Here is a 19,723-nt window from a genome sequence, read left to right on the forward strand (position 1 = left end):
TCAGGGCGCCGCGGCGGCCGAGGCCGTGCCCGCGGGCGCGGCCGGAGCCACCACGACCGGAGCCTCGGCGGGAGCAAGCCGCAGGTCCGCCACCACGGGGTAGTGGTCGGACACGCCCACGTGCAGCACGCGCGTGGACACCGGCGTGAACGCGCCGCACGCCATCACGTAGTCGATGCGCAGGGACTTCAGGAACAGCGGCATCGGGTAGGTGCCCGTCCCGTCGGAGCGGGTGACGCGCGCCACGTCCTGGAGCTGGCGGCGCAACAGCCGCACCGGGCGCGAGTCCGGGTCGTCGTTCAAATCCCCCATCAGGAGCCGGGGCCGGGTGTCCTTCGCCAGCAGTTGGGAGATGAAGACGCTCTGGCGCACACGCGCCGCGCCGTTGAAGGGCCGGCGGATGAGGTGCGTGGCGTAGACGCTCACCTCGCGCCCGTCCACGTCCAGCACGGCGTGCGCCAGCGTGCGCGGCTCCGCGCCACCCGGCGTGGGCAGCGGGTACTGCGCCAGGGACTGAAGCGGATAGCGCGACAGGAGCGCGATGCCGTACGCGCCGCCGTACAGCCGCGTGGTGCCGAAGTGCGCGCGGTACTTCAGGCCGGTGAGCGCGGACAGCCGCTCCACCTGGTCCTGGCCGTGCGCGCGCGTGGAGCCCACGTCCACCTCCTGCAGCGCGACGACGTCCGGGCCCTCCTGGCGGATGACCTCCGCCACCTGCTCCAGCCCCTTGAGGCCGGACTGGATGTTGAAGGTCATCACCCGCAGGGCGCCCGGGTCGCGCTTGGGGGCGGCGGCGACGGGGGTGGTGCCCGAGGACAGGGTGGGACGCACGGCGGGACCGGAGGCACAGGCCAGCGATCCCGCGACGAACAGGGCGGTGAGGAGGGGGCTCGTTCGCATCAAGGGGGGCGATGGTAGGCCGCCCGCCCTCGCGCTGTCGTCCCACCCCCGGGGCCAGGCCGGAGGGCAGGCGGGCGTGAAGCCCGGGCTCAGCCCTGGCGGGACTGACGGCGGCGGCGCGCGGCCAGCGCCACGAACACGGCGATGAGCGCAGCGGGGGCGCCGCTGGTGGCCACCGAGCAGCCGCCCTCGTCCTTCGTGTCATCCGGCGTGACGGGGTCGCTGCCGCCGGTGACGACGACGTCCAGCGTGGCGTTGGCGTGCGCGTCCCCGCCCTGGTTGTTGTCGCCGTTCACGGAGTTGCCGGCGGCGAACACCTTGTAGGTGCCGTTGGTGGCCGGGGCCACCAGGGAGAAGTCGAAGCGCGCCGAGCCATTGGCGAAGGCCTTGGGCAGCGAGTGCGTGAGCTCACCGCTCATCAGCTTCGTGCCCGTGCCCGCGGTCAGCGTCGCGCCGTCCACGGCCACGTTCATGCCCGCCTTCACGCCGGGGCCGCCGGTGATGGTCAGCGAATACTGGCCCGTCTGGCCCGCCGTCAGCGCCGTGGGCCCTTCCAGCGTCACAGTGGGGGTGCCCGAACCGCCGCTGTGGCAGCCGGACGCGGTGCAGGACAGGCCGCTCTGCTTGCCGCTGCGCCCGTTGATGCCGGTGGAGTTGGCGAACGCGGAGCCCGCGACAAGGCACACCGCGACCGCGCCCACGGACCGAAGAAAGGACCGCATGGAATGAACCTCCTGGGGGGAACTCAGGAAAAAGAGGAGGTTCCCTTGTAGCGCAGCGCGGCGTGGAGTGCAGCAGGCGACACCCCCCTGTGACCCGGAGGCAGGGCGTACCGCGACCTACAGTCGGGAGAAGGCGTCGTGGAGGGCCTTCTGGCCGCCGCGCTCCAGCACCTGGCCGTGGCAGACGACGACGCGCTCCACGTCCCACTCCAGCGCACGCTGGAGTGAAGCGCGCACGGCCTCCGGGTCCTTGGTGAACAGGCGCAGGAAGCGCGGGGCGGCGAACCGGCCCAGGACGCCGTCCAGCCACAGGTACGCGCGCAGCTTGAAGCCCTCCGAGTGCGCGTAGTGGAAGGCCAGGTCGGTGACGAGCGCGGTGCGGGACGGGCGGTGGAAGAAGAGGAACTCGTTGAGCTGGGGCATGCCGCGCACGTTCATCTGGTCCAGCACCGGGGCCCAGGCGGGGTCCGGGAGGTCCTCCAGCTCCAGGTCGATTCGCAGCGCCGGCTGCTTCGCGCGCAGCCCCTTGGGCGCCACCACGCGGGCGTCCGGGAAGGCCGCGGCCCAGTCCGGCAGGTGCAGGTGGTGGAAGAGGTTGGGGGCGACGAGGAAGCGCACGGGCCCCAGGGCCGCCACGGCGGCTCTCCGCTCCGGCGTGAAGGCGACGGGCGAGTGCACCCACAGTCCGCCGTCCGGCAGGCGGAGGACCGTCATGCGGCCTCCCACGGGGACGCCGAAGAGGGAGAAGGGGGCGTCGAAGACGTGGACGTCCTCGGTGAGCTGGCGGGGCGCGGCGTCAGGGAGCGTGGGCATGGCGGGTCGTTTTCCAAGCACGGACGGCGTTCAGGGGACGAGTCCGGCCTGTGTCCGGCGTTGATTTCCGGAACATCCCATCGTACGCAGCCTCCCACTTTCCATCCCCTAGCAAGGTGCCCAGCACATGGCCGAGAAGCTCACGCCCCGCGAGAAGGGCTTTTCCGAGTGGTACGTCGACCTGGTCCAGAAGGCGAAGCTCGCCGACTACTCGGACGTGAAGGGCTGCATGGTCATCCGCCCCAACGGCTACGCGCTGTGGGAGAACATCCAGCGGGTGATGGACAAGATGTTCAAGGACACGGGCGTGAAGAACGCCTACTTCCCGCTGCTCATCCCGGAGAGCTACCTCAAGAAGGAAGCCGAGCACGTGGAGGGCTTCAACCCGCAGCTGGCGGTCGTCACGCACGCGGGCGGCCAGAAGCTGGAGGAGCCGCTGGTCATCCGGCCCACGTCCGAGACCATCATCAACCGCAGCTTCTCCAAGTGGATCCAGAGCTACCGCGACCTGCCCCTCTTGGTGAACCAGTGGGCCAACGTGATGCGCTGGGAGATGCGCACGCGCCTGTTCCTGCGCACCACGGAGTTCCTCTGGCAGGAGGGCCACACCTGCCATGAGACGGAGGCGGACGCGGAGGAGCGCACGCTGCAGATGCTGGAGGTCTACCGCACGTTCGCGGAGGACTACATGGCCATGCCCGTGCTGCCGGGGCGCAAGTCGGAGTCGGAGAAGTTCGCCGGCGCGCTGCGCACGTACAGCATCGAAGCCATGATGCAGGACAAGAAGGCGCTCCAGGCGGGCACCAGCCACAACCTGGGCCAGAACTTCGCCAAGGCCTTCGACACCACATTCCAGGGCCGCGACGGCCGCGTGCACCACGTGTGGCAGACGTCGTGGGGTTCCTCCACGCGCCTCATCGGCGGGCTCATCCTCACGCACTCGGATGACTCGGGCCTCATCGTGCCGCCGAAGATCGCCGCCACGCACGTGGTCATCATCCCCATCGTGGGCAAGGCGACGGACGTGGAGAAGACGCAGGTGATGGAGAAGTCGCACGCGCTGGCCGCGGACCTGCGCAAGGCGGGCCTGGGCGTGGTGGTGGACGACGACGAGAGCAAGGGCCCGGGCTTCAAGTACAACGAGCACGAGCTCATCGGCACGTGTCTGCGCATCGAGCTGGGGCCCAAGGACCTGGCCAAGGGCTCGTGCGTGATGGTGCGCCGCGACCTGCGTCAGAAGGAGTTCGTGCCGCTGGACGAGGCCGCCGCCAAGGCCCAGGTGATGCTGGACCAGATGCAGAAGGACCTGTTCCAGAAGGCGAAGGACTTCCGCGACTCGCACACCTTCGAGGTCAACTCCTACGAGGAGCTGAAGGCGAAGGCGGAGGACGGCTTCCTGCTGGCGCACTGGGACGGCGACCCGAAGACGGAGGCGCGCATCAAGGAGGAGACGGGCCTCACCACCCGCTGCCGCCCGTTCAGCCTCAAGCAGGAGCCGGGCAAGTGCGTGATGACCGGCAACCCGTCGCAGGGCCGCATCGTGTTCTCCAAGGCGTACTGAGCACGCGCTGACGTGTGCATCACCCGCGGGGCTGGGAGGCGACTCCCGGCCCCGTTGTCATTCCAGCGCGTCAGCTGGCGGCGAGCAGGCCGCGCTTCTTCGGCAGGAAGGTGGCCACCGGCTCCGGCTTGCCCGCGACGGGCAGCGGGGCGGCGGCCTCGAAGTCGAAGCTGTCCAGACAGCGCTCGCGCGTGGCGTGGGAGACGAGCACCGCGGCGCCGACCTTCTTCGTCAGGCCTTCGATGCGGCTGGCCAGGTTCACCGCGTCGCCGATGACGGTGTACTCGCGGCGCTGTTCGCTGCCCACGGCGCCCACCACCACGCGGCCGGTGTGCACGCCCACGCCGATGTTGAGCGGGAACTCGCCCCGCGCGGCGCGCTCCTGGTTGAGCGTGTCCAGCGCCTCCAGCATGGCCAGCGCGCACGACACGGCGGCGGCCGGGTGGCCGGGCTGGTCCAGGGGCGCGCCGAAGTACGCGAGGATGCCGTCGCCCATGAACTTGTCGAGCGTGCCGCCGTGGCGGAACACCACCTCCACCATGCGCGACAGGTACTCGTTGAGCAGCGCCACCACCTGGGGGCTGTCCATCCGGTCCGACAGCGTGGTGAAGCCGCGGATGTCGGAGACGAGCAGCGTCACCTCGCGGTGCTCGCCGGCCTCTCCGTCCGTGCCCTTCTCCGAGATGCGCCGCGCGACCTCCGGGGAGAAGAAGCGGCCCAGCCGTTCGCGCTGCATCTCTTCCCGCACGACGTCCGTGACGAGCCCCATCACCGTGCGGCTGATGAAGAAGGCCACCGACGACGCGAGCACCATCACCAGCACCAGTCCGGGCAGGAACTGGGACGCGGGCAGCCCCGCGCCCAGCGTCAGCATGGCCACCGCGACGATGCCCAGCCCCGTGGCCGCCGCGACGATGAGCCGCGACAGCGTCACCATGGACACGATGACCACCAGCACCAGGTACACGCCCATGGTGAGCAGCGCGATGGCCACGCCGTTGGCGGAGCCCCGGATGGACCACTCCTGCAGGAAGTAGATGAGCGGCATGTCCAGCAGCGCCACGCCCAGCGCCGGCCGCCGCAGCAGGTCCGGCACCCGGCGCGCGCACGCCCACAGCAGGACGGCCAGCGCGATGTAGCCCGCGAGCACGCCGCGCGACACGTTCCACTCATCCAGCACGGCCAGCGCCAGCCACGCCGCCGTCGCGCCCACGCGCGTCACATTGAGCCAGGAGCCGACGTCCGCGCGCCATTCGTCCAGGCGCCTTTGAAGGGTGGACTCGACACGAAAGCGAGAAAGCAGGAACCGCATGTATCAACGGAGGCTACCCCACGAACGGGACCCTCTCCAGGCGGGGTCCCGTGCGTTAGGGTCCGGCGAATGGCGAGCATCGGGCACGTAGCGGTGGGCATGGCGCTGGGGCGTTACGAGACGGGGTCGGGCGCACCCTGGCGGCGGCGGGTGGCGGTGATGGCGTTCCTGTCCCTGCTCGCCCTGCTGCCGGACGCGGACGTGGTGGCGTTCGCGCTGCGCATCCCCTACGCGGCGACGTGGGGACACCGCGGTGCGTCGCACTCGTTCGTCTTCGCGGCGGGGGTGGCGCTCGCGGTGGCGGCGCTGGCCCGGTGGAAGGGGGAGTCCGCCACGCGCTGGGGCCTGCTGACGCTCGCGGCGGTGGCCAGCCACGGCATCCTGGACACGCTCACGGACGGTGGGCTGGGCGCGGCCCTCTTCTGGCCCTTCTCCAACGCGCGCGTCTTCGCCCCGGTGCGTCCGCTGCCGGTGGCGCCCATTGGCGCGGGCATGCTGTCCGCGCGAGGCCTGTACGTGAGCGGCGTGGAGTTCCTCGTGTTCCTGCCCGCATGGATCTACGCGCTGTGGCCCCGGAAGAAGGCACGCGCGGAGGGGAGCGTCCAGGTTCCCTGAAGGAGGTCTTTCACGATGCGCCTGTTCACCGCCGTGACGCTGGGAGAGGCCCTCACCGCCGAGACCGAGCGGGGCATCGAGCGGCTGCGCACCCTTGCTCCCGACGCGAAGTGGGTGCGGCCGGAGGGCGTGCACCTGACGCTGCTCTTCCTGGGGGACGTGGATGACAGCCGCCTGCCGGAGCTGCGCGACGCGCTGGAGCCGGTGGGGCTGTATCACTCGCCGTTCGTACTATCGGTGGCGGGCGGAGGGGCGTTCGGCCCGCCGTCCCACCCGCGTGTGCTCTGGGCGGACGTGCGCGGAGACACCGCCGCGCTGAAGGCGCTCCAGGCGGACGTGGCGCGCGCGCTGGAGCCGCTGGGCTTCACGTCCGAGCACGGCGAGTACATCGCGCACCTGACGCTGGCCCGGGCCCGGCCACCGCGCGGAGACCCGGCGCTGGCGGCGTGCGCGCGCGAGCTGCAGAGCGCGTCATGGGGCGAGGGGCGCGTGGACCGGCTGGTGCTCTTCGAGAGCACGCGCGGCCACTACGTGCCCCGGTTGGAAGTGATGCTGGAGCGCGACTAGCAGGCGCGCAGGCCCTCGGCCACGGGCACCGCCGCCGGCAGCGTGACGGTGAGCAGCGTGCCGCGGCCCTCGCGGCTCTCCGCGCGCAGCGTGCCGCCCAGGCCGGTGACGATGGTGTGGCTCACGGACAGGCCCAGGCCGGTGCTGTTGGGGCGCGCGGTGGCGAAGGGCTCGAAGATGTGCGCGAGCGCGTCCTGGGACAGGCCCTTGCCGGAGTCCTGCACCTCCACCACCACCTCGCCGTCCTCGCTGGTGTAGGCCGCCACGCGCAGCACGTTGTTCGCGGCGTCCTGGGTGTCCATCTGCTGCAGGCCGTTGAGCAGCAGGTTGAGGAAGAGCTGGGTGAGGCGCGCCTCGTCCGCGTCCACCGTGGGCATGTCGTGGAAGTCCCGCTCCAGCCGCGCGCGGTGCTGCAGTTCGCCGCGCAGCAGCTTGAGCGCGTTCTCCAGCACCGGCTGCACGGCCACGCGGGCGCGGTGCTCCGGCGGCTTGCGCGACAGCGTGCGCAGGTCCTGCACGATGTGCTTGAGCCGGGTGGCGCCCTCCACCGTCTCGCTCAGCGCATCCAGCATGTCCTCCAGGTCCTCGCGCGGCACGGCCTTGCCGTCCAGCAGCGGCTGCTTCAGGCGGTCCATCTCCTCGCGGATGAACGACAGGTTCGCCAGCACGAAGGCCAGCGGGTTGTTCATCTCATGGCCCACCGCCGCCGCGAGCGAGCCCAGCGCGGACAGCCGGTCCGCCTGGAACAGCCGCGCCTCCATCTGCTTGCGCAGCGTCACGTCGCGCGCGAACACGCGCAGGCCCGGCGGGTCCCACAGCTGCGCGACCGTGAGCTCCCAGTAGCGCCCGTCCAGGTGCACCGTGGGCGCGGGCTCTCCCGGGGGCGCGCCCCGCCACGCCCAGATGACCGCCGCCTTCACCAGCGGGTGCTCGGCGCCCATCTCCACCAGGTCCTGGAACGCCGCGTGGGTGGCGGGGTTCGCGTACCGCAGCTCCCCGTCCATGCCCAGCTCCAGCAACGGCTCAGGGTGCAGCAGCGGGAACGACGCCAGCCGGTACAGCGGATCCTCCAGCGCGCGCAGGCCGCTGACGTCGCGCACCAGCAGGCCCAGCCGCACGCCCGTGTCCCCGGGCGAGGGCTCGCAGGGCGTGATTTCCGCCGCGTAGACGCGCTCGTCGCCGTTCACGGTGAGCCGGTACTCCAGCCGGCCGTCGGAGCCGCCCTGGAGGACGGCCTGGAGCAGGGACATGAGGGGCTTGCTCGCGGCGGTGCCCAGGACCTCCTCCAACATGCGCCCCTCCCCGCCGCGCATGTCGCGGCCGAAGGCACGGCCGGACGGGGACCACAGCCGCAGGCACCGGCCTTCCGCGTCCAGCTCTCCGGCCACGTACTCGGCGACCCCCGTGGGACGCGGGCCGGACGCGGGCGCATCCAGGCCGGGAGACCGAACGAAGGTCTCCACCCGGAAGGGGCCCATGAGCATCTCCAGGCCCGCGCCGTCGGTGTTCATCCGGGTGAGGACGGAGATGAGCGCCTGCGCGTCCGCCTCCGGCATCCTCTTCGTGAGGATGAGGCCGTCGGCGAGCGTGGGGATGGTGAACAGGAACGGCGTGAGCCGCGGTGCGTCCGCGCCCAGGTACGTCGTCAGCGTGGCGCGCATCGCGTGCGCGTCCTTGTGGTTGCAGAAGAGCGCGCACAGGTCCGACTCGCCGCGCAGCACCGCGTCCAGCGCCTTGCGGTAGGTGCCCAGGAAGCGCTGCTCGGAGAAGAGCGTGTCCGGGCGCAGGCCCAGCGACTCCAGGTGGCGCACCGGCAACAGGTGCCCGCCGGTGGAGCGCGGCGCCACCCACGCCACGCGCTTGCCCGCCAGCGTCTCCAGCGTCAGCGGCTCGTCCGCGCGGCAGATGAAGGCCGCGTGGTAGTAGCAGCTGCCGGAGCGCACCGCGCGCAGCACCGCGCGCGCCTGCGGCTCGAAGGCGTTGCACTGCTCGGCGGTGCCCCAGGCCATCTCCACCCGGCCTGAAGCGAGCTCCGCCTCCAGGTGCTCGTAGGTGGGCGACATGGACATCACCACCGGGCGGCCCATCCGCTCCGACAGCGCCCGCGCGAACAGCTCCACGCGCACGTGCTCCCGTACCTCGCCGAGGGACGGATAGAGCAGGCAACGGATGGGCGCGTTCGATGCGGTCACGACGAATTCCTCCGATGAGCCCCCTCTTCCGCGCGCCCGGATTGCCGGCTCGCGAGTGCTCGCTAGTTACCTGAAAATTTCCGGCAATGCCACACTATTCTTGAATCGCTGTAATAAGTAGATTCCCCAGGTTTACCATGTTCCGACCCAGGGTCGGAAGCGACTTCCACATACCAAGGGTGAACTTTCGCTCTGAAACGGCTGGCACCGGGGCTGCACTGGGGGTGGGTGGACGGGTGCAACCCATGGAAGGGACGGGCGGATGCGCTGGATCGTCAGGGGGATGTGGCTGCTGGCCCTCGTGCTGGTGGGGGCGACGTGGCTGGTGGGCCGCGGGACGCAGGCGGCGCCGCGCGAGGCGGAGGGCGTGGCGGCGAAGGTGCGGACCGGGGACGTGGTGTTCCAGACGTCGGAATCACGCCAGTCGAAGGCCATCCAGGTGGCCACGCACAGCCCGCTGTCGCACGTGGGGCTGGTGGAGGTGACGCCGGACGGGACGTTCGTGGTGGAGGCCGTGCAGCCGGTGAAGCGCACACCGTTCGCGAAGTGGAAGGCGCGCGGGGTGAAGGGGCGGCTCCTGGTGATGCGGCCGCAGGGGGTGGATGACGCGGCGAAGGCGCGAGCGGTGGAGGAGGCGAAGCGGCACCTGGGCAAGCCGTACGACGCGCTCTTCGGTTGGGGAGACGAGGCGATGTACTGCTCGGAGCTGGTGCGCAAGGCGTACGCGACGGGCGCGGGCGTGGAGTACGGGAAGATGGAGCGACTGGGCGACCTGGACGTCGCGGGGCTGCAGCGTGAAATCGCGGAGCGCTACCGCGGTCCGGTGCCGGTGGACCTGGAGCTGGTGACGCCCGCGAGCCTGGCGGCGGATGCCCGGCTCGCGGTCGTGTATTCGAACTTCCCGCGGGCGCCTTAGCGCTTCACGCGCAGGACCTGGAACCCCTTCCCTCCGGTTCCGAAGCCCCTCAGGTTCTCCGCCCGCACCACCAGGTCGCCGCCGGGCAGCACGCCCCAGACCTCCGCGCGGGCCAGGACGCCGCTGGTGGCCCGCTCGTATCTCCGGGCCTCCGTCCACGTCACGCCGTCCGTGCTGGTGAAGAGCCGCGCGTAGAGGTCCGACGCGGGCTGCACGTCGCCCACGTCCGCCCTCGCCGTTCCCAGCACGAAGCCGCCTCCCGTCAGCGCATCCACCGAGTACGCCGGCCCCGGCAGCGTCATCAGCGCGTCCACTCTTCCGCTCGCGTACACGCGCAAGAGCTTCGGGTGCTCCGGCTCATAGAGCGTGGACTGCCCCAGCAGCAGCTCACCTCCCGGCAGCACCGTCCCCGTCACCGCGTTGGCAGCGTAGCCACCCATCACCTTCGTCCAGGTGCGCCCGCCGTCCGTCGAGCGCACCACCGCCGCCTGCGCGCTGCTGCTCCCGAACGTGGCCCACAGCACGGTGCGCGTCGCGTCCGCGTACAGCGCCGTGCCGTGCCGGTGGTCCTGGAACGTCGCTCGCGTGGCCCACGTCGCTCCGCCGTCCGTGCTCGCCCACAGCCGCAGCGGCGTGTTCCCGGAGGTGAACGTCTGGTACTCCAGGAAGAACACCGTGCTGCCCAGCTCCGCGAAGCTCGCGGGCGACATCGCGCGGTAGCTCCCCAGCGAGGCCACGTCCGCCCACGTGCGCCCGCCATCCGTGGAGCGCTCCAGGTGGTAGCTGCCACCGCGGCTCATCTGCGCCAGCAGCGTCCCGTCCTTGAGCGCCGCCATCACCCAGAACGACGCACCGCCCACGCCCTGCCCTCTCGCGCTGAAGGTGCGCCCGCCGTCCGTGCTCGCCCACAACTTCGAACGGCTTCCGTCCAGCGCCAGCGCGTACACCGTGCCCGCGCCGTCCATGGCCAGCACCTCGTGCGTCGTGTTCGTGAACACCGGCTCCAGCGTCACCGGTCCCTGGACGCCGCCATCCACCGGCGGCGTCCCCGCATCGACACCGGCATCCGTGCCCGAGCCGGCATCCGGCGTCCCCGCATCCACGCCGCCATCCGTGGTGCCCGAGCCTCCGTCGCTCGAACCACCGCCATCCGGTGTCCCCGCGCCGCCATCCGGCGTCCCGCCGTCCTGACCGGAACCGCCGCCTCCTTCCGGCTGACGTGCCAGCGCCACGCGCATCACCCGGCCGCTGGAGTTCGCGTCCACCGCGTCGCCGTAGAAGCACGGCACCTCCGTGACGCTGTCCGGCAGCACGTCCAGGGTGCTCAGGTAGCCCTTGAAGCTCGTGCGCGAATCCAGCGTCACCGGGTCGCTGAACACGCCGTTGCGCAGCACCCGCACGCGGATCTCGTAATCCGTCGCCGTCTGGAAGTGATTGTAGAAGACATACAGCGCGTCCCCGATGCGCGTCACCGCGGGCTGCAACGCCCAGTCCGGCGTCCCCTCCACCAGGATGCGCGAACCGAACGACGTCCCGTCGAAGCGCCGGTAGTACAGCCGCTCCGTCTCGTCCTTGTAGACCAGGTGGATGCCGCCCTCGCCGTCCTCCACCGCGCTCAACGCCGCGCCGTGGTAGATGCCGTCGGAGAACGCGTCCCGCTGCGGCCCCCACGTGTCCAGCGGATCCGCCGCGTCACGCACCCGCAGCCGCGTGGGCTCGAAGCCGTCGTGCATGGCCCAGAAGAAGACGAGCTTGGACCCCACGCTGAGCAGCCGTCCCCCGCCCCGCTTCCGCGTGCGCCCCAGGTCCGGCTGCTTCTGGAAGCTTGTGCCCCCGTCCGTGGACACCGCCACCACCGCCGTGGAGCCGCCGTCCGACTCCAGCCGGAACGCCTGCACCCACAGCCGCCCCTTGGAGTCCCGCGCCAGCAGCGCCCGCGAATACGCCGTCGCACTGTCCGCGTTGAACACCCGCACCGCCGGCTCCGGCGTCCAGGTGTCCTGCGCCGCGTCGTAGCGCCACCACTGGAAGTACACGTCGTGCCGCGACGACGCCGCCAGTGAGGGGCCTTCGTACGCGTAGACCATCGCCACGTCGCGCCCCACCGCGACCAGCTCCGCCCGGTCGTGGTGCGACGCATCCGGCTGGATTTCCGCCAGCTTGGAGAAGCCCTGGAACCCGTCCTCGGAACGGAACAGGTTCAGCCCCTCGCCCTCCGCCCCCTGCTGCTGGATGGCCAGGAGCCACGTGGGCGCATGCCCATTGCCTGTTTCAATCCGCACCGCGTGCCGATGCGCCGGCAGCGTCAGGGCATTGCCCCCGCCGGCCGGCACCATGGGCACTCCTCCCGCCGCCACCACCGTGGTCAGCAGGGCCCCCACCCAGGACATCATGTGCTTTAGCGCCCCCTGTCGTATCCCCTCCCGAAAGGTAGGGATGACAGACCCGGGGGCAATCCGGCGGAGGCGGACCTGAAGGGCCCGGCATTCTCCGCGCGGACAGGTGAACACACCGCACACCGCGCGACGCCCCCGGACCCTGGGAGCGTCGCGTCAGCGTCCTGCGACTACTTCTTGCGGCGGCGCGGAGCGGCGGTGCCCGCGTCGGTGGCCGTGCCCGCGTCCGCACCCTCAATCGTGCCCGCGTCCGCGCCCGTGCCGGCGTCCGGCGTGACCGTGGTGATGGCCGGGGGCGGGTTCACCAGCTTCAGCGAGTTGAGGAACGGCTCCGCCGTGGTGTTGGGGTGGTTGGGGTTGTAGATGACCAGCAGCGTGTACAGGCGCGGGCCCACCAGGAAGTTGCGCGCCTTCACCTCGCCGTGGACGGGCGAGCTGACCGAGTAGGCCTTGCCGGGGTAGCCATCCAGGGTGATGTCCGACTCTTCCTTGAGGGTGCCCTGGACCTCCTTCACGAGGCCGTCCTTGCCCTCGTTCAGCAGGGCCTCCGGGGGACGGCTCGCCACCAGCCGCTCCGGGTAGTCCGCGGTGCTGACGGAGTAGACGGTGTTGTCCTCGGTGCGCACGGTGAAGGCCGCGGTGTTCACCGTGTTGGCGCCCAGTGGGATCTGCCTGCGCGCGACCTGGGGCTCCATCGGCATGCCGATGGTGAAGCCTTCCGCTGCCTCGTAGGGCTTGAATTCCGGGGCCGGAGTGGCCGCGGTGCCATCCGCGCCCGGAGTGGGCTCGTTGGGCACGTCCTCGATGGTGGAGGTGGCCGAGGGACCACCGGTGCCGCCCGAGGAGGAGCCGTCGGTCTTCTGCTGATTGGCGCACGCACCGGCGATGAGCGCGAGCGTGGTAAGCGAGGCAAGGAGGAGGCGGGACAACGGGCGCATGGGCACGCTTCCTGAGCGGGAAGTGGAAGAAAACAGCTTGTCTTGTCGGACGCTAGACGAAGTCCTCCGCCGCTGACTACCCGAGTTTCGACGCGGCGCGAGCAACTTGCCCTGGCCCCGCCCCCGGAAGCGTCCGGGGGCGGACACCGAGCCGGGGCCGGAAAGTCGGCGCGGGAGGGCTATTCCCCCAGGTACGCGCGCCGAATCTCGGCGCTCTCCAGCAGCGCCTTGCCGGGGCCGGCCATCACCACCTCGCCCGTCTCCAGCACGTAGCCGTAGTGGGCGGCGTTGAGGGCCAGGTGCGCGTTCTGCTCCACCAGCAGCACGCTGACGCCGGTGGCGTTCACCTCGCGCAGGGTGCGGAAGATGGTCTCCGTCACCTGCGGCGCCAGGCCCAGGGACGGCTCGTCCAGCAGCAGCAGCTGCGGCTTGCTGAGCAGCGCCCGGGCGATGGCCAGCATCTGCTGCTCGCCACCGGACAGCGTGCCCGCCAGCTGCTTCTGACGCTCGCGCAGCACCGGGAACAGGCTGAAGCCCTTGTCCATGTCCAGGCGCACCTGGGCGGTGTCCTTGCGCAGGTACGCGCCCAGCTCCAGGTTCTCGAACACGGTGAGGTTGGGGAAGATGCCCCGGCCCTCCGGCGCGTGCGCCATGCCGCGCGGCACCAGCTGGTGCGCCTTCAAGCCCGTGATGTCCTGCCCCGCGAGCGTGATGCGGCCCGCGGTCGGCTTGAGCATGCCGCTCACCGCGCGCAGGGTGCTCGTCTTGCCCGCGCCGTTGGCGCCGATGAGGGCCACCATCTCGCCCCTGCCCACCGTCAGGGACACGCCCCGGAGCGCCTGGATGGCGCCGTAGCGGACCTGGATGCCCTCCACCGACAGGAGCGGCTCGAACGCGCGCCGCTCGCCCAGCACCTTCACCGGCTCGCTCACGCCGCGCCTCCGTGGGACTCCAGGTAGCTGTCGCCCAGGTACGCCTCGATGACCTTGCGGTCGCTGCGCACTTCCGCCGGAGCGCCGCGGGCGATGGTCTCGCCGTGGTCCAGCACGGTGATGCGCTCGCAGATGCCCATCACCAGCTTCATGTCGTGCTCGATGACCAGCACCCCCAGCGAGAACTCGTCGCGCAGCCGGCGGATGAGCACCATCAGGTCCGCCTTCTCACGCGTGTTCATGCCCGCCGCGGGCTCGTCCAGCAGCAGCACCTTGGGGCGGGTGCCCAGCGCGCGGGCGATCTCCAGCCGGCGCTGCTCGCCGTACGGGAGGTTCTTCGCCTCTTCATCGCGGCGGTGCGACAGGCCCATCACTTCCAGCAGGTGCTCCGCCTGGCGCGTCAGCTCGCGCTCCTCCGCCTGGAAGCCGGGGGTGAGCAGCAGCGCGCGCCACCAGTCGCGGTAGTTGCGCATCGCCGTGCCCGCCTTGGCCAGCGGGCCCATGACCACCGGGTGCAGCGCGCCTTGCGCGCGGCAGGCCACCTTCACGTTGTCCAACGCCGTCAGCGCGCGGAACAGGCGGATGTTCTGGAACGTGCGCGCCAGGCCCAGGTGGTTGATTTGATGCGGCACCCAGCCGTTCACCCGCTGCCCGGCCACGCGCACCTCGCCCTCGGTGGGCTGGTACACGCCGGTGAGCACGTTGAACGCGGTGGACTTGCCCGCGCCGTTGGGACCAATGAGGCCCAGCAGGTCGCCCTGGCGCACGGTGAGGTTGAAGTCCGTGAGGGCCTTGAGGCCCCCGAAGCGGATGCTCACGCCGGACGCCTGGAGCAGCGCGTCTCCAGTGCCCGAGGCGGAGACAGGAGTCACGGAGGCGCTCATGTCAGCCCCTTCTTCTTCCGGGGAAGCCACCGGGGCAGCACGTCCCAGAGCTCCTTCGTGCCGAACAGGCCCTGCGGCCGCGCCAGCATCAGCACGACCAGCAGGATGCCGTACACGGGCATGCGGATCTGATCCACCTTCTGCGCCAGGCTGCCCCCCGCGCCCAGCGCGCCGAACAGCGAGCGAAGCCCTTCGGGCAAGAGCGTGAGGAAGATGGCCGCGACGATGGCGCCCGTGCTGGAGCCCAGCCCGCCCAGCACCACCATGACGACGATCTCCATGGACTTCACGAAGGTGAACGAGCCCGGGTTGATGATGGGCACGAAGTGCGCGAACAGTCCGCCGGCGATGCCCGCGAAGAACGACGAGATGACGAACGCGCGGACCTTGTAGCCGGTGGTGTCCACGCCCATGGCCTCGGCGGCCACCTCGTCCTCGCGGATGGCCCACAGGCTGCGGCCGTGGCTGGAGCCCGCGATGCGCCGGGACACCAGCACCACCAGGAAGACCCAGAAGTACACCATGGCCACGCTGGAGTACTGCGGGATGCCGGAGAGGCCCAGCGCGCGGCCGAAGGCCTCCGTGTTCTGCACCACCACGCGGATGATTTCGCCAAAGCCCAGCGTCACGATGGCCAGGTAGTCCCCGCGAAGCCGCAGGGACGGCAGGCCCACCAGGAAGCCGCACAGCGCCGCGCAGGTGCCGCCCGCGAGCAGCGCCACGGTGAAGAGCACCTGGTCACTGGCGGCCACCGGCAGGAAGGACAGCGCCACCTCCTTCAACTCCAGGGACGTGACGCCCGCGATGTACGCGCCCACGGCCATGAAGCCCGCGTGGCCAATGGAGAACTGGCCCGTCATGCCGTTCACGATGTTGAGGCTCACCGCGAGGATGATGTTCACCCCCACCACGGACAGCAGGTACGTGGCGAAGGGCGAGGTGTTCAGCAGGACATCCGCCAGGATCACCAACGGCACCGCGATGAGCACGGGCAGGATGCCGCGCAGGGCTGGGGGCACGCGGCCCACGGACTCGTCGGCCAACGTCGTCGCGCTTCCAGCCATCAGACCTTCTCCGCCGCGACGCGGCCGAACAGACCGCCCGGCTTCACCAGCAGCACCAGGATGAGGAAGCCGAAGGCCACCGCGTCACGCCAGGTGCTGGCCGCGTAGCCCACCACGAACTCCTCCACCAGACCCAGCAGGAGCGCGCCCACCACGGCGCCCGGCACGTTGCCGATGCCGCCGATGACCGCCGCCACGAAGGCCTTGAGGCCCACGTACAGCCCCATGAGCGGGCTCACGGACGTGTCCTTGATGGCGTAGAGCAGGCCCGCGCCCGCCGCCAGCGCGCTGGAGAGCATGAACGTCAGCGCGATGATGCGGTCGGTGGGGATGCCCATCAGCGCCGCGGTGCGGTGGTCGTAGGACACCGCGCGCATCGCCTTGCCGAAGCGCGTCCGGTACACGAGGAACTGGAGCCCGGCCATCAGCGCCACGGCGATGATGAAGCTGATGACCTGCCAGTTCCACACCACCACGTCGCGGTCGCCAATGATGAACCACTCACTGGGGACGATGACCTCCGGGAAGGCCCGGGGGGACGCGCCCGGCAGGAAGCCGATGTCCAGCTGGAAGCCGTACGACAGCGCGAACGAGATGCCGATGGCGGTGATGAGCGCGGTGAGGCGCGGCTTCTCGCGCAGCGGCCGGTAGGCGAAGCGCTCGATGAGGAAGCCAAGCAGCGCGCACCCCACCATGGCCACCGCGAAGATGAGGACCACGCCCCACATGGAGCGCTGCGCCTGCCGCCCGAGGGCGAAGGCCGTGGCGTAGCCCATGTAGACGCCGACCATCATCACGTCGCCGTGGGCGAAGTTGATGAGCTTGAGGACGCCGTACACCATCGTGTAGCCCAGCGCGACCAGGGCGTAGATGGTGCCGGCGGCCAGACCGTTGATGAGGTGCTGGATGAGCTGCGACATATGCCGGGGTGGGCCCTGGGTTACGGCGAGATGGTGGTGACGTAGGTGGACTTGCCGTCCGCGACCTTCAGCACCACGGCGGACTTCACCGCGTTGCGCTTCGCATCCAGCGTGATGTTGCCCGCCACGCCGGGGAAGTCCTTCGTCTTCGCGATGGCCGCGCGCAGGGCCGGGCCGCTGGTGTCCGGGGCGTTCTTGAGCGCCTCGATGGCGACGCGCGCGGCGTCGTAGCCCAGCGCCGCGAGCGCGTCCGGCACCGCGCCGTTGTTGTCCGCCTTGTAGTCCGCGATGAACTTCTTCACGCGCTCGTCCGGGTTGTCCGGCGAGTAGTGATTGGAGAAGTAGCTGCCGTCGATGGCGCTGCCGCCCAGCTCGAAGAGCTTCTCGGAGTCCCAGCCGTCGCCGCCCATCAGCGGCACCTTCAGGCCCAGCTCGCGCGCCTGGCGGGCGATGATGCCCACCTCGCTGTAGTAGCCCGGCACGTAGATGCCCTCCGGCTGCGTCTTCTTGATGGCCGTCAGCTGCGCGCGATAGTCCGTGTCGCCCTGGCTGTAGCTCTCCGTGGCGGTGATTTTCCCGCCCATCTCCGCGAACTTCTGGCGGAACACCTCCGTGAGGCCAATGGAGTAGGCGCTCTTGTTGTCCTGGAGCACCGCGACCTTGTTCAGCTTGAGGTTCTCCCGCGCGAACTTCGCCATCACGAAGCCCTGGAACGGGTCGATGAAGCAGACGCGGAAGATGTTGTCGCCCTTCTCCGTCACGGAGGGGTTGGTGGACGACGGGGTGATCATGGGCACGCCGGCCGCCTGCGCCTTCTCCGCCATGGCCAGGGAGCTGGACGAAGCCACCTCGCCCAGGATGAGCGCCACCTTGTCCTGCGTGATGAGGCGGGTGACGGCCTGCGCGGCCTCCTCCGGCTTGCTCTGGTCGTCGTACACGCGCACGACCAGCTTCTTGCCCTTCACGCCGCCGGCCGCGTTGGCTTCCTTCACCGCCAGCGCGATGCCGTTGCGGGTGGAGATGCCGAACGTCGCCTGACCGCCCGTCAGCGCGCCCACTTCACCCAGCACGATGACGTCATCACCCGCCGGGGGCGTGCCGCCCTGCGCGGTGACCGGGGCCTGCGCCGAGGGGGCGCCTCCCGCCTCTCCCGTGGGCTGCGTCTTCTTCTCGCAGGCGGCCGCCAGGACGGCGAGCGCGGCGAGGAGCATCGGGGCAAGTCGTCGCATGTGGGGGCTTCCTCCGGGGGAGATGACGGGCAAAGCCCCGGTTTTCTAGGGGAGCCCTCCCCATGGGTCAAGCGCACAGCTTGGCTCCGGAGTCCCGCCAACACCCCGAAACATCGCTGTCGCGCCCCCCTGCCCCAACCCCAAGTGCGCGCCAGGTCCGCTCAGGGCTCCAGCCAGTAGTGCTCCCGGCCCGACGGTCCCCGGCGGATCCTCGGGAGGCCCTGGGGTCCGGCCTCTGGTGCTTCGCGGTCCTCCCAGGGCGCCATGTCCTCGTGCGTCAGCGACCACCCGGCGGAGGGAGGGTCCTCCGGGTCCGGCAGCGCGGTGGGCGTCCAGGTGACGGGCTCCAGGACTGGCACCGCTTCCGGAATGGACTCCGGAAGCACCGCTCCCGCGCGACGGCGCCGGAGTCGGCCCGCCACCAGCAGTCCCACCGCGCCGGCCATCCACCCGAGTCCCCGGCCAGGCCTCGTGGCTCGCATCACAGGCTCCTCTCGCACGGGCCGGTCCATCCGGACTCGCGCCCTCACAGTGAGGTGTGGGGACGCGCGCCGCCAGCGTGAAGCCCGGGGGTTCCGCTCCCGCATGCCTGCCCTCCGGACAGGAAGCGGGGAGGCGTCCGGCGCGGCGTTGCCAGCGGCGGACGGCGTACCGAGCCCCTGGAGCATCCAGCACCAGGGGTTTTCTTGGGCGTCATTGAACCCACTTTTCGGGTGATGGCCGTGGCGGACACTTCAGCGTCCACTTCCCCCCAGGAAACCCTCTCCAGCGCGCTGGACGGCCCTGGCGTTCCGCTCGCGACCACATCCGACCCGACGTGAAGGCACAAGGAGCCAAGTCCATGATGATCAAGCGCAACGACATCAAGGAAGGGATGACGGTCCGCAGCAGCGACGGCGAGAAGCTGGGCAAGGTGTTCGCCGTGAGCGAGGGCGAGTTCCACATCGAGAAGGGGATGTTCTTCCCGAAGGACTACCTGGTCCGCTACCTGGAGGTGAGCGACATCCGCAACGGGGAGATCTACCTCAACCACGGCCGCGAGGCGCTGCGAGGGCTGTCCGACGCCGGCGCCGTGGGCGCGACGGCGGCGACGGCCACCGGCGGCACCATGGGTGGCATTGGCGCGGGGCTGAAGACGGGCACCACGAAGGTCGGAGACGTGCCCCGGACCGGCGCGGAGAAGGTCGGCATCAAGGACCGGGAGCTGAAGGAGCGCGAGCTGCGCACCGACATCCAAGCCGCCGAGCGCATCGCGAACGAGGACGTCACGCTGCGCACGCACCATGAGGAGCTGGGCGTCACCAAACGCCAGCGCTCCGCGGGCGAGGCGCAGGTGCGCAAGATTGTCGTCGAGGAGCGGAAGACGGTGGAGGTCCCGCTGCGCCACGAGGAGGTGGAGGTGGTGCGCCGGGCGGTGAAGGGCGACAACATTCCCGGCGACGTGGCGGACTTCCGGGAGGAGACCATCCGCATCCCCCTGAGCGCGGAGGAGGCGGAGCTGACCAAGCGCGCGTACACGGACGAGGAAATCACCATCCACAAGCGCCCCATCGAGGAGCGCCGCAGCATGGAGGGCCGCGTCCGCCACGAGGAGCTGGAGGAGGTGAAGGTGGTGCGCACCGAGCCCAACGTGGACGAGGAGAAGCGCCGCGCCGGCTACCGCGCGGACGCGGACATCGACCCGCTCAAGCGCTCGTAGCGCGGACGGGAAGGAAGCCTCGAACGGTCCTTGTGCTCCGCCCCCGCATGCCGCGCCTTCACG

The 19,723-nt window shown here is 70.6% G+C and carries 18 protein-coding genes; 5 read left to right on the top strand and 13 right to left on the bottom strand.

Annotated elements, in window-relative coordinates; translation table 11 throughout:
• From GTZ93_RS21395 to GTZ93_RS21405, 3 genes are all read right to left on the bottom strand, one after another.
• Complete coding sequence (locus GTZ93_RS21395) at positions 1 to 900, bottom strand: endonuclease/exonuclease/phosphatase family protein (protein WP_161662956.1); 900 nt, start codon at positions 898 to 900, stop codon at positions 1 to 3.
• Positions 901 to 989: 89 nt separating this feature from the next.
• Complete coding sequence (locus GTZ93_RS21400; protein WP_120579530.1) at positions 990 to 1,622, bottom strand: MXAN_6652 family MXYO-CTERM-anchored protein; 633 nt, start codon at positions 1,620 to 1,622, stop codon at positions 990 to 992.
• A gap of 117 nt (positions 1,623 to 1,739) precedes the next feature.
• Complete coding sequence (locus tag GTZ93_RS21405; protein ID WP_139919750.1) at positions 1,740 to 2,435, bottom strand: DUF4336 domain-containing protein; 696 nt, start codon at positions 2,433 to 2,435, stop codon at positions 1,740 to 1,742.
• Between the two features lie 127 nt (positions 2,436 to 2,562).
• Here GTZ93_RS21405 and proS point away from each other — a divergent pair, with 127 nt between their 5' ends.
• On the top strand, positions 2,563 to 3,996 hold the full coding sequence (gene proS, locus GTZ93_RS21410; RefSeq protein ID WP_126936293.1) for a proline--tRNA ligase: 1,434 nt from the start codon (positions 2,563 to 2,565) through the stop codon (positions 3,994 to 3,996).
• Positions 3,997 to 4,066: 70 nt separating this feature from the next.
• Here the strand turns inward: proS and GTZ93_RS21415 are convergent, their stop codons facing one another.
• Positions 4,067 to 5,308 carry an adenylate/guanylate cyclase domain-containing protein gene (locus tag GTZ93_RS21415; protein ID WP_139919749.1) on the bottom strand — a complete coding sequence of 414 codons (1,242 nt, stop codon included), beginning with the start codon at positions 5,306 to 5,308 and terminating at the stop codon, positions 4,067 to 4,069.
• A gap of 69 nt (positions 5,309 to 5,377) precedes the next feature.
• On the opposite strand from GTZ93_RS21415, the gene GTZ93_RS21420 reads away from it, so the two are divergent.
• Positions 5,378 to 5,923: a metal-dependent hydrolase gene (locus GTZ93_RS21420; protein WP_139919748.1), complete on the top strand. Its 546-nt coding sequence runs from the start codon at positions 5,378 to 5,380 to the stop codon at positions 5,921 to 5,923.
• A gap of 15 nt (positions 5,924 to 5,938) precedes the next feature.
• Complete coding sequence (thpR, locus tag GTZ93_RS21425) at positions 5,939 to 6,490, top strand: RNA 2',3'-cyclic phosphodiesterase (RefSeq protein WP_139919747.1); 552 nt, start codon at positions 5,939 to 5,941, stop codon at positions 6,488 to 6,490.
• Here the strand turns inward: thpR and GTZ93_RS21430 are convergent.
• A complete protein-coding gene (locus GTZ93_RS21430; protein WP_139919746.1) occupies positions 6,487 to 8,682 on the bottom strand; it encodes a PhnD/SsuA/transferrin family substrate-binding protein in 2,196 nt (731 codons plus the stop codon). The two genes, thpR and GTZ93_RS21430, sit on opposite strands and share 4 nt — an antisense overlap.
• 262 nt (positions 8,683 to 8,944) lie before the next feature.
• Between GTZ93_RS21430 and GTZ93_RS21435 the strand changes: the two genes are divergently transcribed.
• The gene (locus GTZ93_RS21435; RefSeq protein ID WP_257979295.1) at positions 8,945 to 9,598 is read left to right on the top strand and encodes a YiiX/YebB-like N1pC/P60 family cysteine hydrolase; all 654 of its coding nucleotides are present in this window, start codon (positions 8,945 to 8,947) and stop codon (positions 9,596 to 9,598) included.
• On the opposite strand, the gene GTZ93_RS21440 is transcribed toward GTZ93_RS21435, so the two are convergent.
• From GTZ93_RS21440 to GTZ93_RS21475, 8 genes are all read right to left on the bottom strand, one after another.
• A complete protein-coding gene (locus tag GTZ93_RS21440; protein ID WP_139919745.1) occupies positions 9,595 to 11,991 on the bottom strand; it encodes a WD40/YVTN/BNR-like repeat-containing protein in 2,397 nt (798 codons plus the stop codon). The genes GTZ93_RS21435 and GTZ93_RS21440 overlap by 4 nt on opposite strands.
• A 173-nt stretch (positions 11,992 to 12,164) precedes the next feature.
• Positions 12,165 to 12,932: a hypothetical protein gene (locus GTZ93_RS21445; RefSeq protein WP_167548263.1), complete on the bottom strand. Its 768-nt coding sequence runs from the start codon at positions 12,930 to 12,932 to the stop codon at positions 12,165 to 12,167.
• A gap of 179 nt (positions 12,933 to 13,111) precedes the next feature.
• Positions 13,112 to 13,864, bottom strand: a complete 753-nt coding sequence (locus tag GTZ93_RS21450) for an ABC transporter ATP-binding protein (protein ID WP_139919743.1) — start codon at positions 13,862 to 13,864, stop codon at positions 13,112 to 13,114.
• A complete protein-coding gene (locus GTZ93_RS21455) occupies positions 13,861 to 14,748 on the bottom strand; it encodes an ABC transporter ATP-binding protein (RefSeq protein WP_139919742.1) in 888 nt (295 codons plus the stop codon). Before GTZ93_RS21455 ends, GTZ93_RS21450 begins: the two co-directional genes overlap by 4 nt.
• On the bottom strand, positions 14,745 to 15,812 hold the full coding sequence (locus GTZ93_RS21460; RefSeq protein ID WP_139919741.1) for a branched-chain amino acid ABC transporter permease: 1,068 nt from the start codon (positions 15,810 to 15,812) through the stop codon (positions 14,745 to 14,747). Before GTZ93_RS21460 ends, GTZ93_RS21455 begins: the two co-directional genes overlap by 4 nt.
• On the bottom strand, positions 15,812 to 16,732 hold the full coding sequence (locus GTZ93_RS21465) for a branched-chain amino acid ABC transporter permease (RefSeq protein WP_120579542.1): 921 nt from the start codon (positions 16,730 to 16,732) through the stop codon (positions 15,812 to 15,814). The genes GTZ93_RS21460 and GTZ93_RS21465 overlap by 1 nt, the downstream gene beginning before the upstream one ends.
• A 20-nt stretch (positions 16,733 to 16,752) precedes the next feature.
• Positions 16,753 to 17,961 (bottom strand): ABC transporter substrate-binding protein, encoded by a 1,209-nt coding sequence (locus GTZ93_RS21470; protein WP_139919740.1) that lies wholly within the window; start codon positions 17,959 to 17,961, stop codon positions 16,753 to 16,755.
• A gap of 161 nt (positions 17,962 to 18,122) precedes the next feature.
• Positions 18,123 to 18,443 (bottom strand): hypothetical protein, encoded by a 321-nt coding sequence (locus tag GTZ93_RS21475; protein ID WP_126933376.1) that lies wholly within the window; start codon positions 18,441 to 18,443, stop codon positions 18,123 to 18,125.
• A 359-nt stretch (positions 18,444 to 18,802) separates the two neighbouring features.
• Between GTZ93_RS21475 and GTZ93_RS21480 the strand changes: the two genes are divergently transcribed.
• Positions 18,803 to 19,660, top strand: coding sequence for a YsnF/AvaK domain-containing protein (locus GTZ93_RS21480; protein ID WP_139919739.1), 858 nt, complete (start codon positions 18,803 to 18,805; stop codon positions 19,658 to 19,660).
• Positions 19,661 to 19,723: the final 63 nt, after the last annotated feature.

Origin of the sequence: Corallococcus exiguus (genome assembly GCF_009909105.1) — a bacterium.
In the GTDB taxonomy this organism is placed as follows: Bacteria; Myxococcota; Myxococcia; order Myxococcales; family Myxococcaceae; genus Corallococcus; species Corallococcus exiguus.

Coding starts and splice junctions, on each gene's coding strand:
- GTZ93_RS21395 (WP_161662956.1), bottom strand. CDS start 900: ATGCGAACGAGCCCCCTCCTCACCGCCCTGTTCGTCGCGGGATCGCTG.
- GTZ93_RS21400 (WP_120579530.1), bottom strand. CDS start 1,622: ATGCGGTCCTTTCTTCGGTCCGTGGGCGCGGTCGCGGTGTGCCTTGTC.
- GTZ93_RS21405 (WP_139919750.1), bottom strand. CDS start 2,435: ATGCCCACGCTCCCTGACGCCGCGCCCCGCCAGCTCACCGAGGACGTC.
- proS (WP_126936293.1), top strand. CDS start 2,563: ATGGCCGAGAAGCTCACGCCCCGCGAGAAGGGCTTTTCCGAGTGGTAC.
- GTZ93_RS21415 (WP_139919749.1), bottom strand. CDS start 5,308: ATGCGGTTCCTGCTTTCTCGCTTTCGTGTCGAGTCCACCCTTCAAAGG.
- GTZ93_RS21420 (WP_139919748.1), top strand. CDS start 5,378: ATGGCGAGCATCGGGCACGTAGCGGTGGGCATGGCGCTGGGGCGTTAC.
- thpR (WP_139919747.1), top strand. CDS start 5,939: ATGCGCCTGTTCACCGCCGTGACGCTGGGAGAGGCCCTCACCGCCGAG.
- GTZ93_RS21435 (WP_257979295.1), top strand. CDS start 8,945: ATGCGCTGGATCGTCAGGGGGATGTGGCTGCTGGCCCTCGTGCTGGTG.
- GTZ93_RS21440 (WP_139919745.1), bottom strand. CDS start 11,991: ATGATGTCCTGGGTGGGGGCCCTGCTGACCACGGTGGTGGCGGCGGGA.
- GTZ93_RS21445 (WP_167548263.1), bottom strand. CDS start 12,932: ATGCGCCCGTTGTCCCGCCTCCTCCTTGCCTCGCTTACCACGCTCGCG.
- GTZ93_RS21455 (WP_139919742.1), bottom strand. CDS start 14,748: ATGAGCGCCTCCGTGACTCCTGTCTCCGCCTCGGGCACTGGAGACGCG.
- GTZ93_RS21460 (WP_139919741.1), bottom strand. CDS start 15,812: ATGGCTGGAAGCGCGACGACGTTGGCCGACGAGTCCGTGGGCCGCGTG.
- GTZ93_RS21465 (WP_120579542.1), bottom strand. CDS start 16,732: ATGTCGCAGCTCATCCAGCACCTCATCAACGGTCTGGCCGCCGGCACC.
- GTZ93_RS21470 (WP_139919740.1), bottom strand. CDS start 17,961: ATGCGACGACTTGCCCCGATGCTCCTCGCCGCGCTCGCCGTCCTGGCG.
- GTZ93_RS21475 (WP_126933376.1), bottom strand. CDS start 18,443: ATGCGAGCCACGAGGCCTGGCCGGGGACTCGGGTGGATGGCCGGCGCG.
- GTZ93_RS21480 (WP_139919739.1), top strand. CDS start 18,803: ATGATGATCAAGCGCAACGACATCAAGGAAGGGATGACGGTCCGCAGC.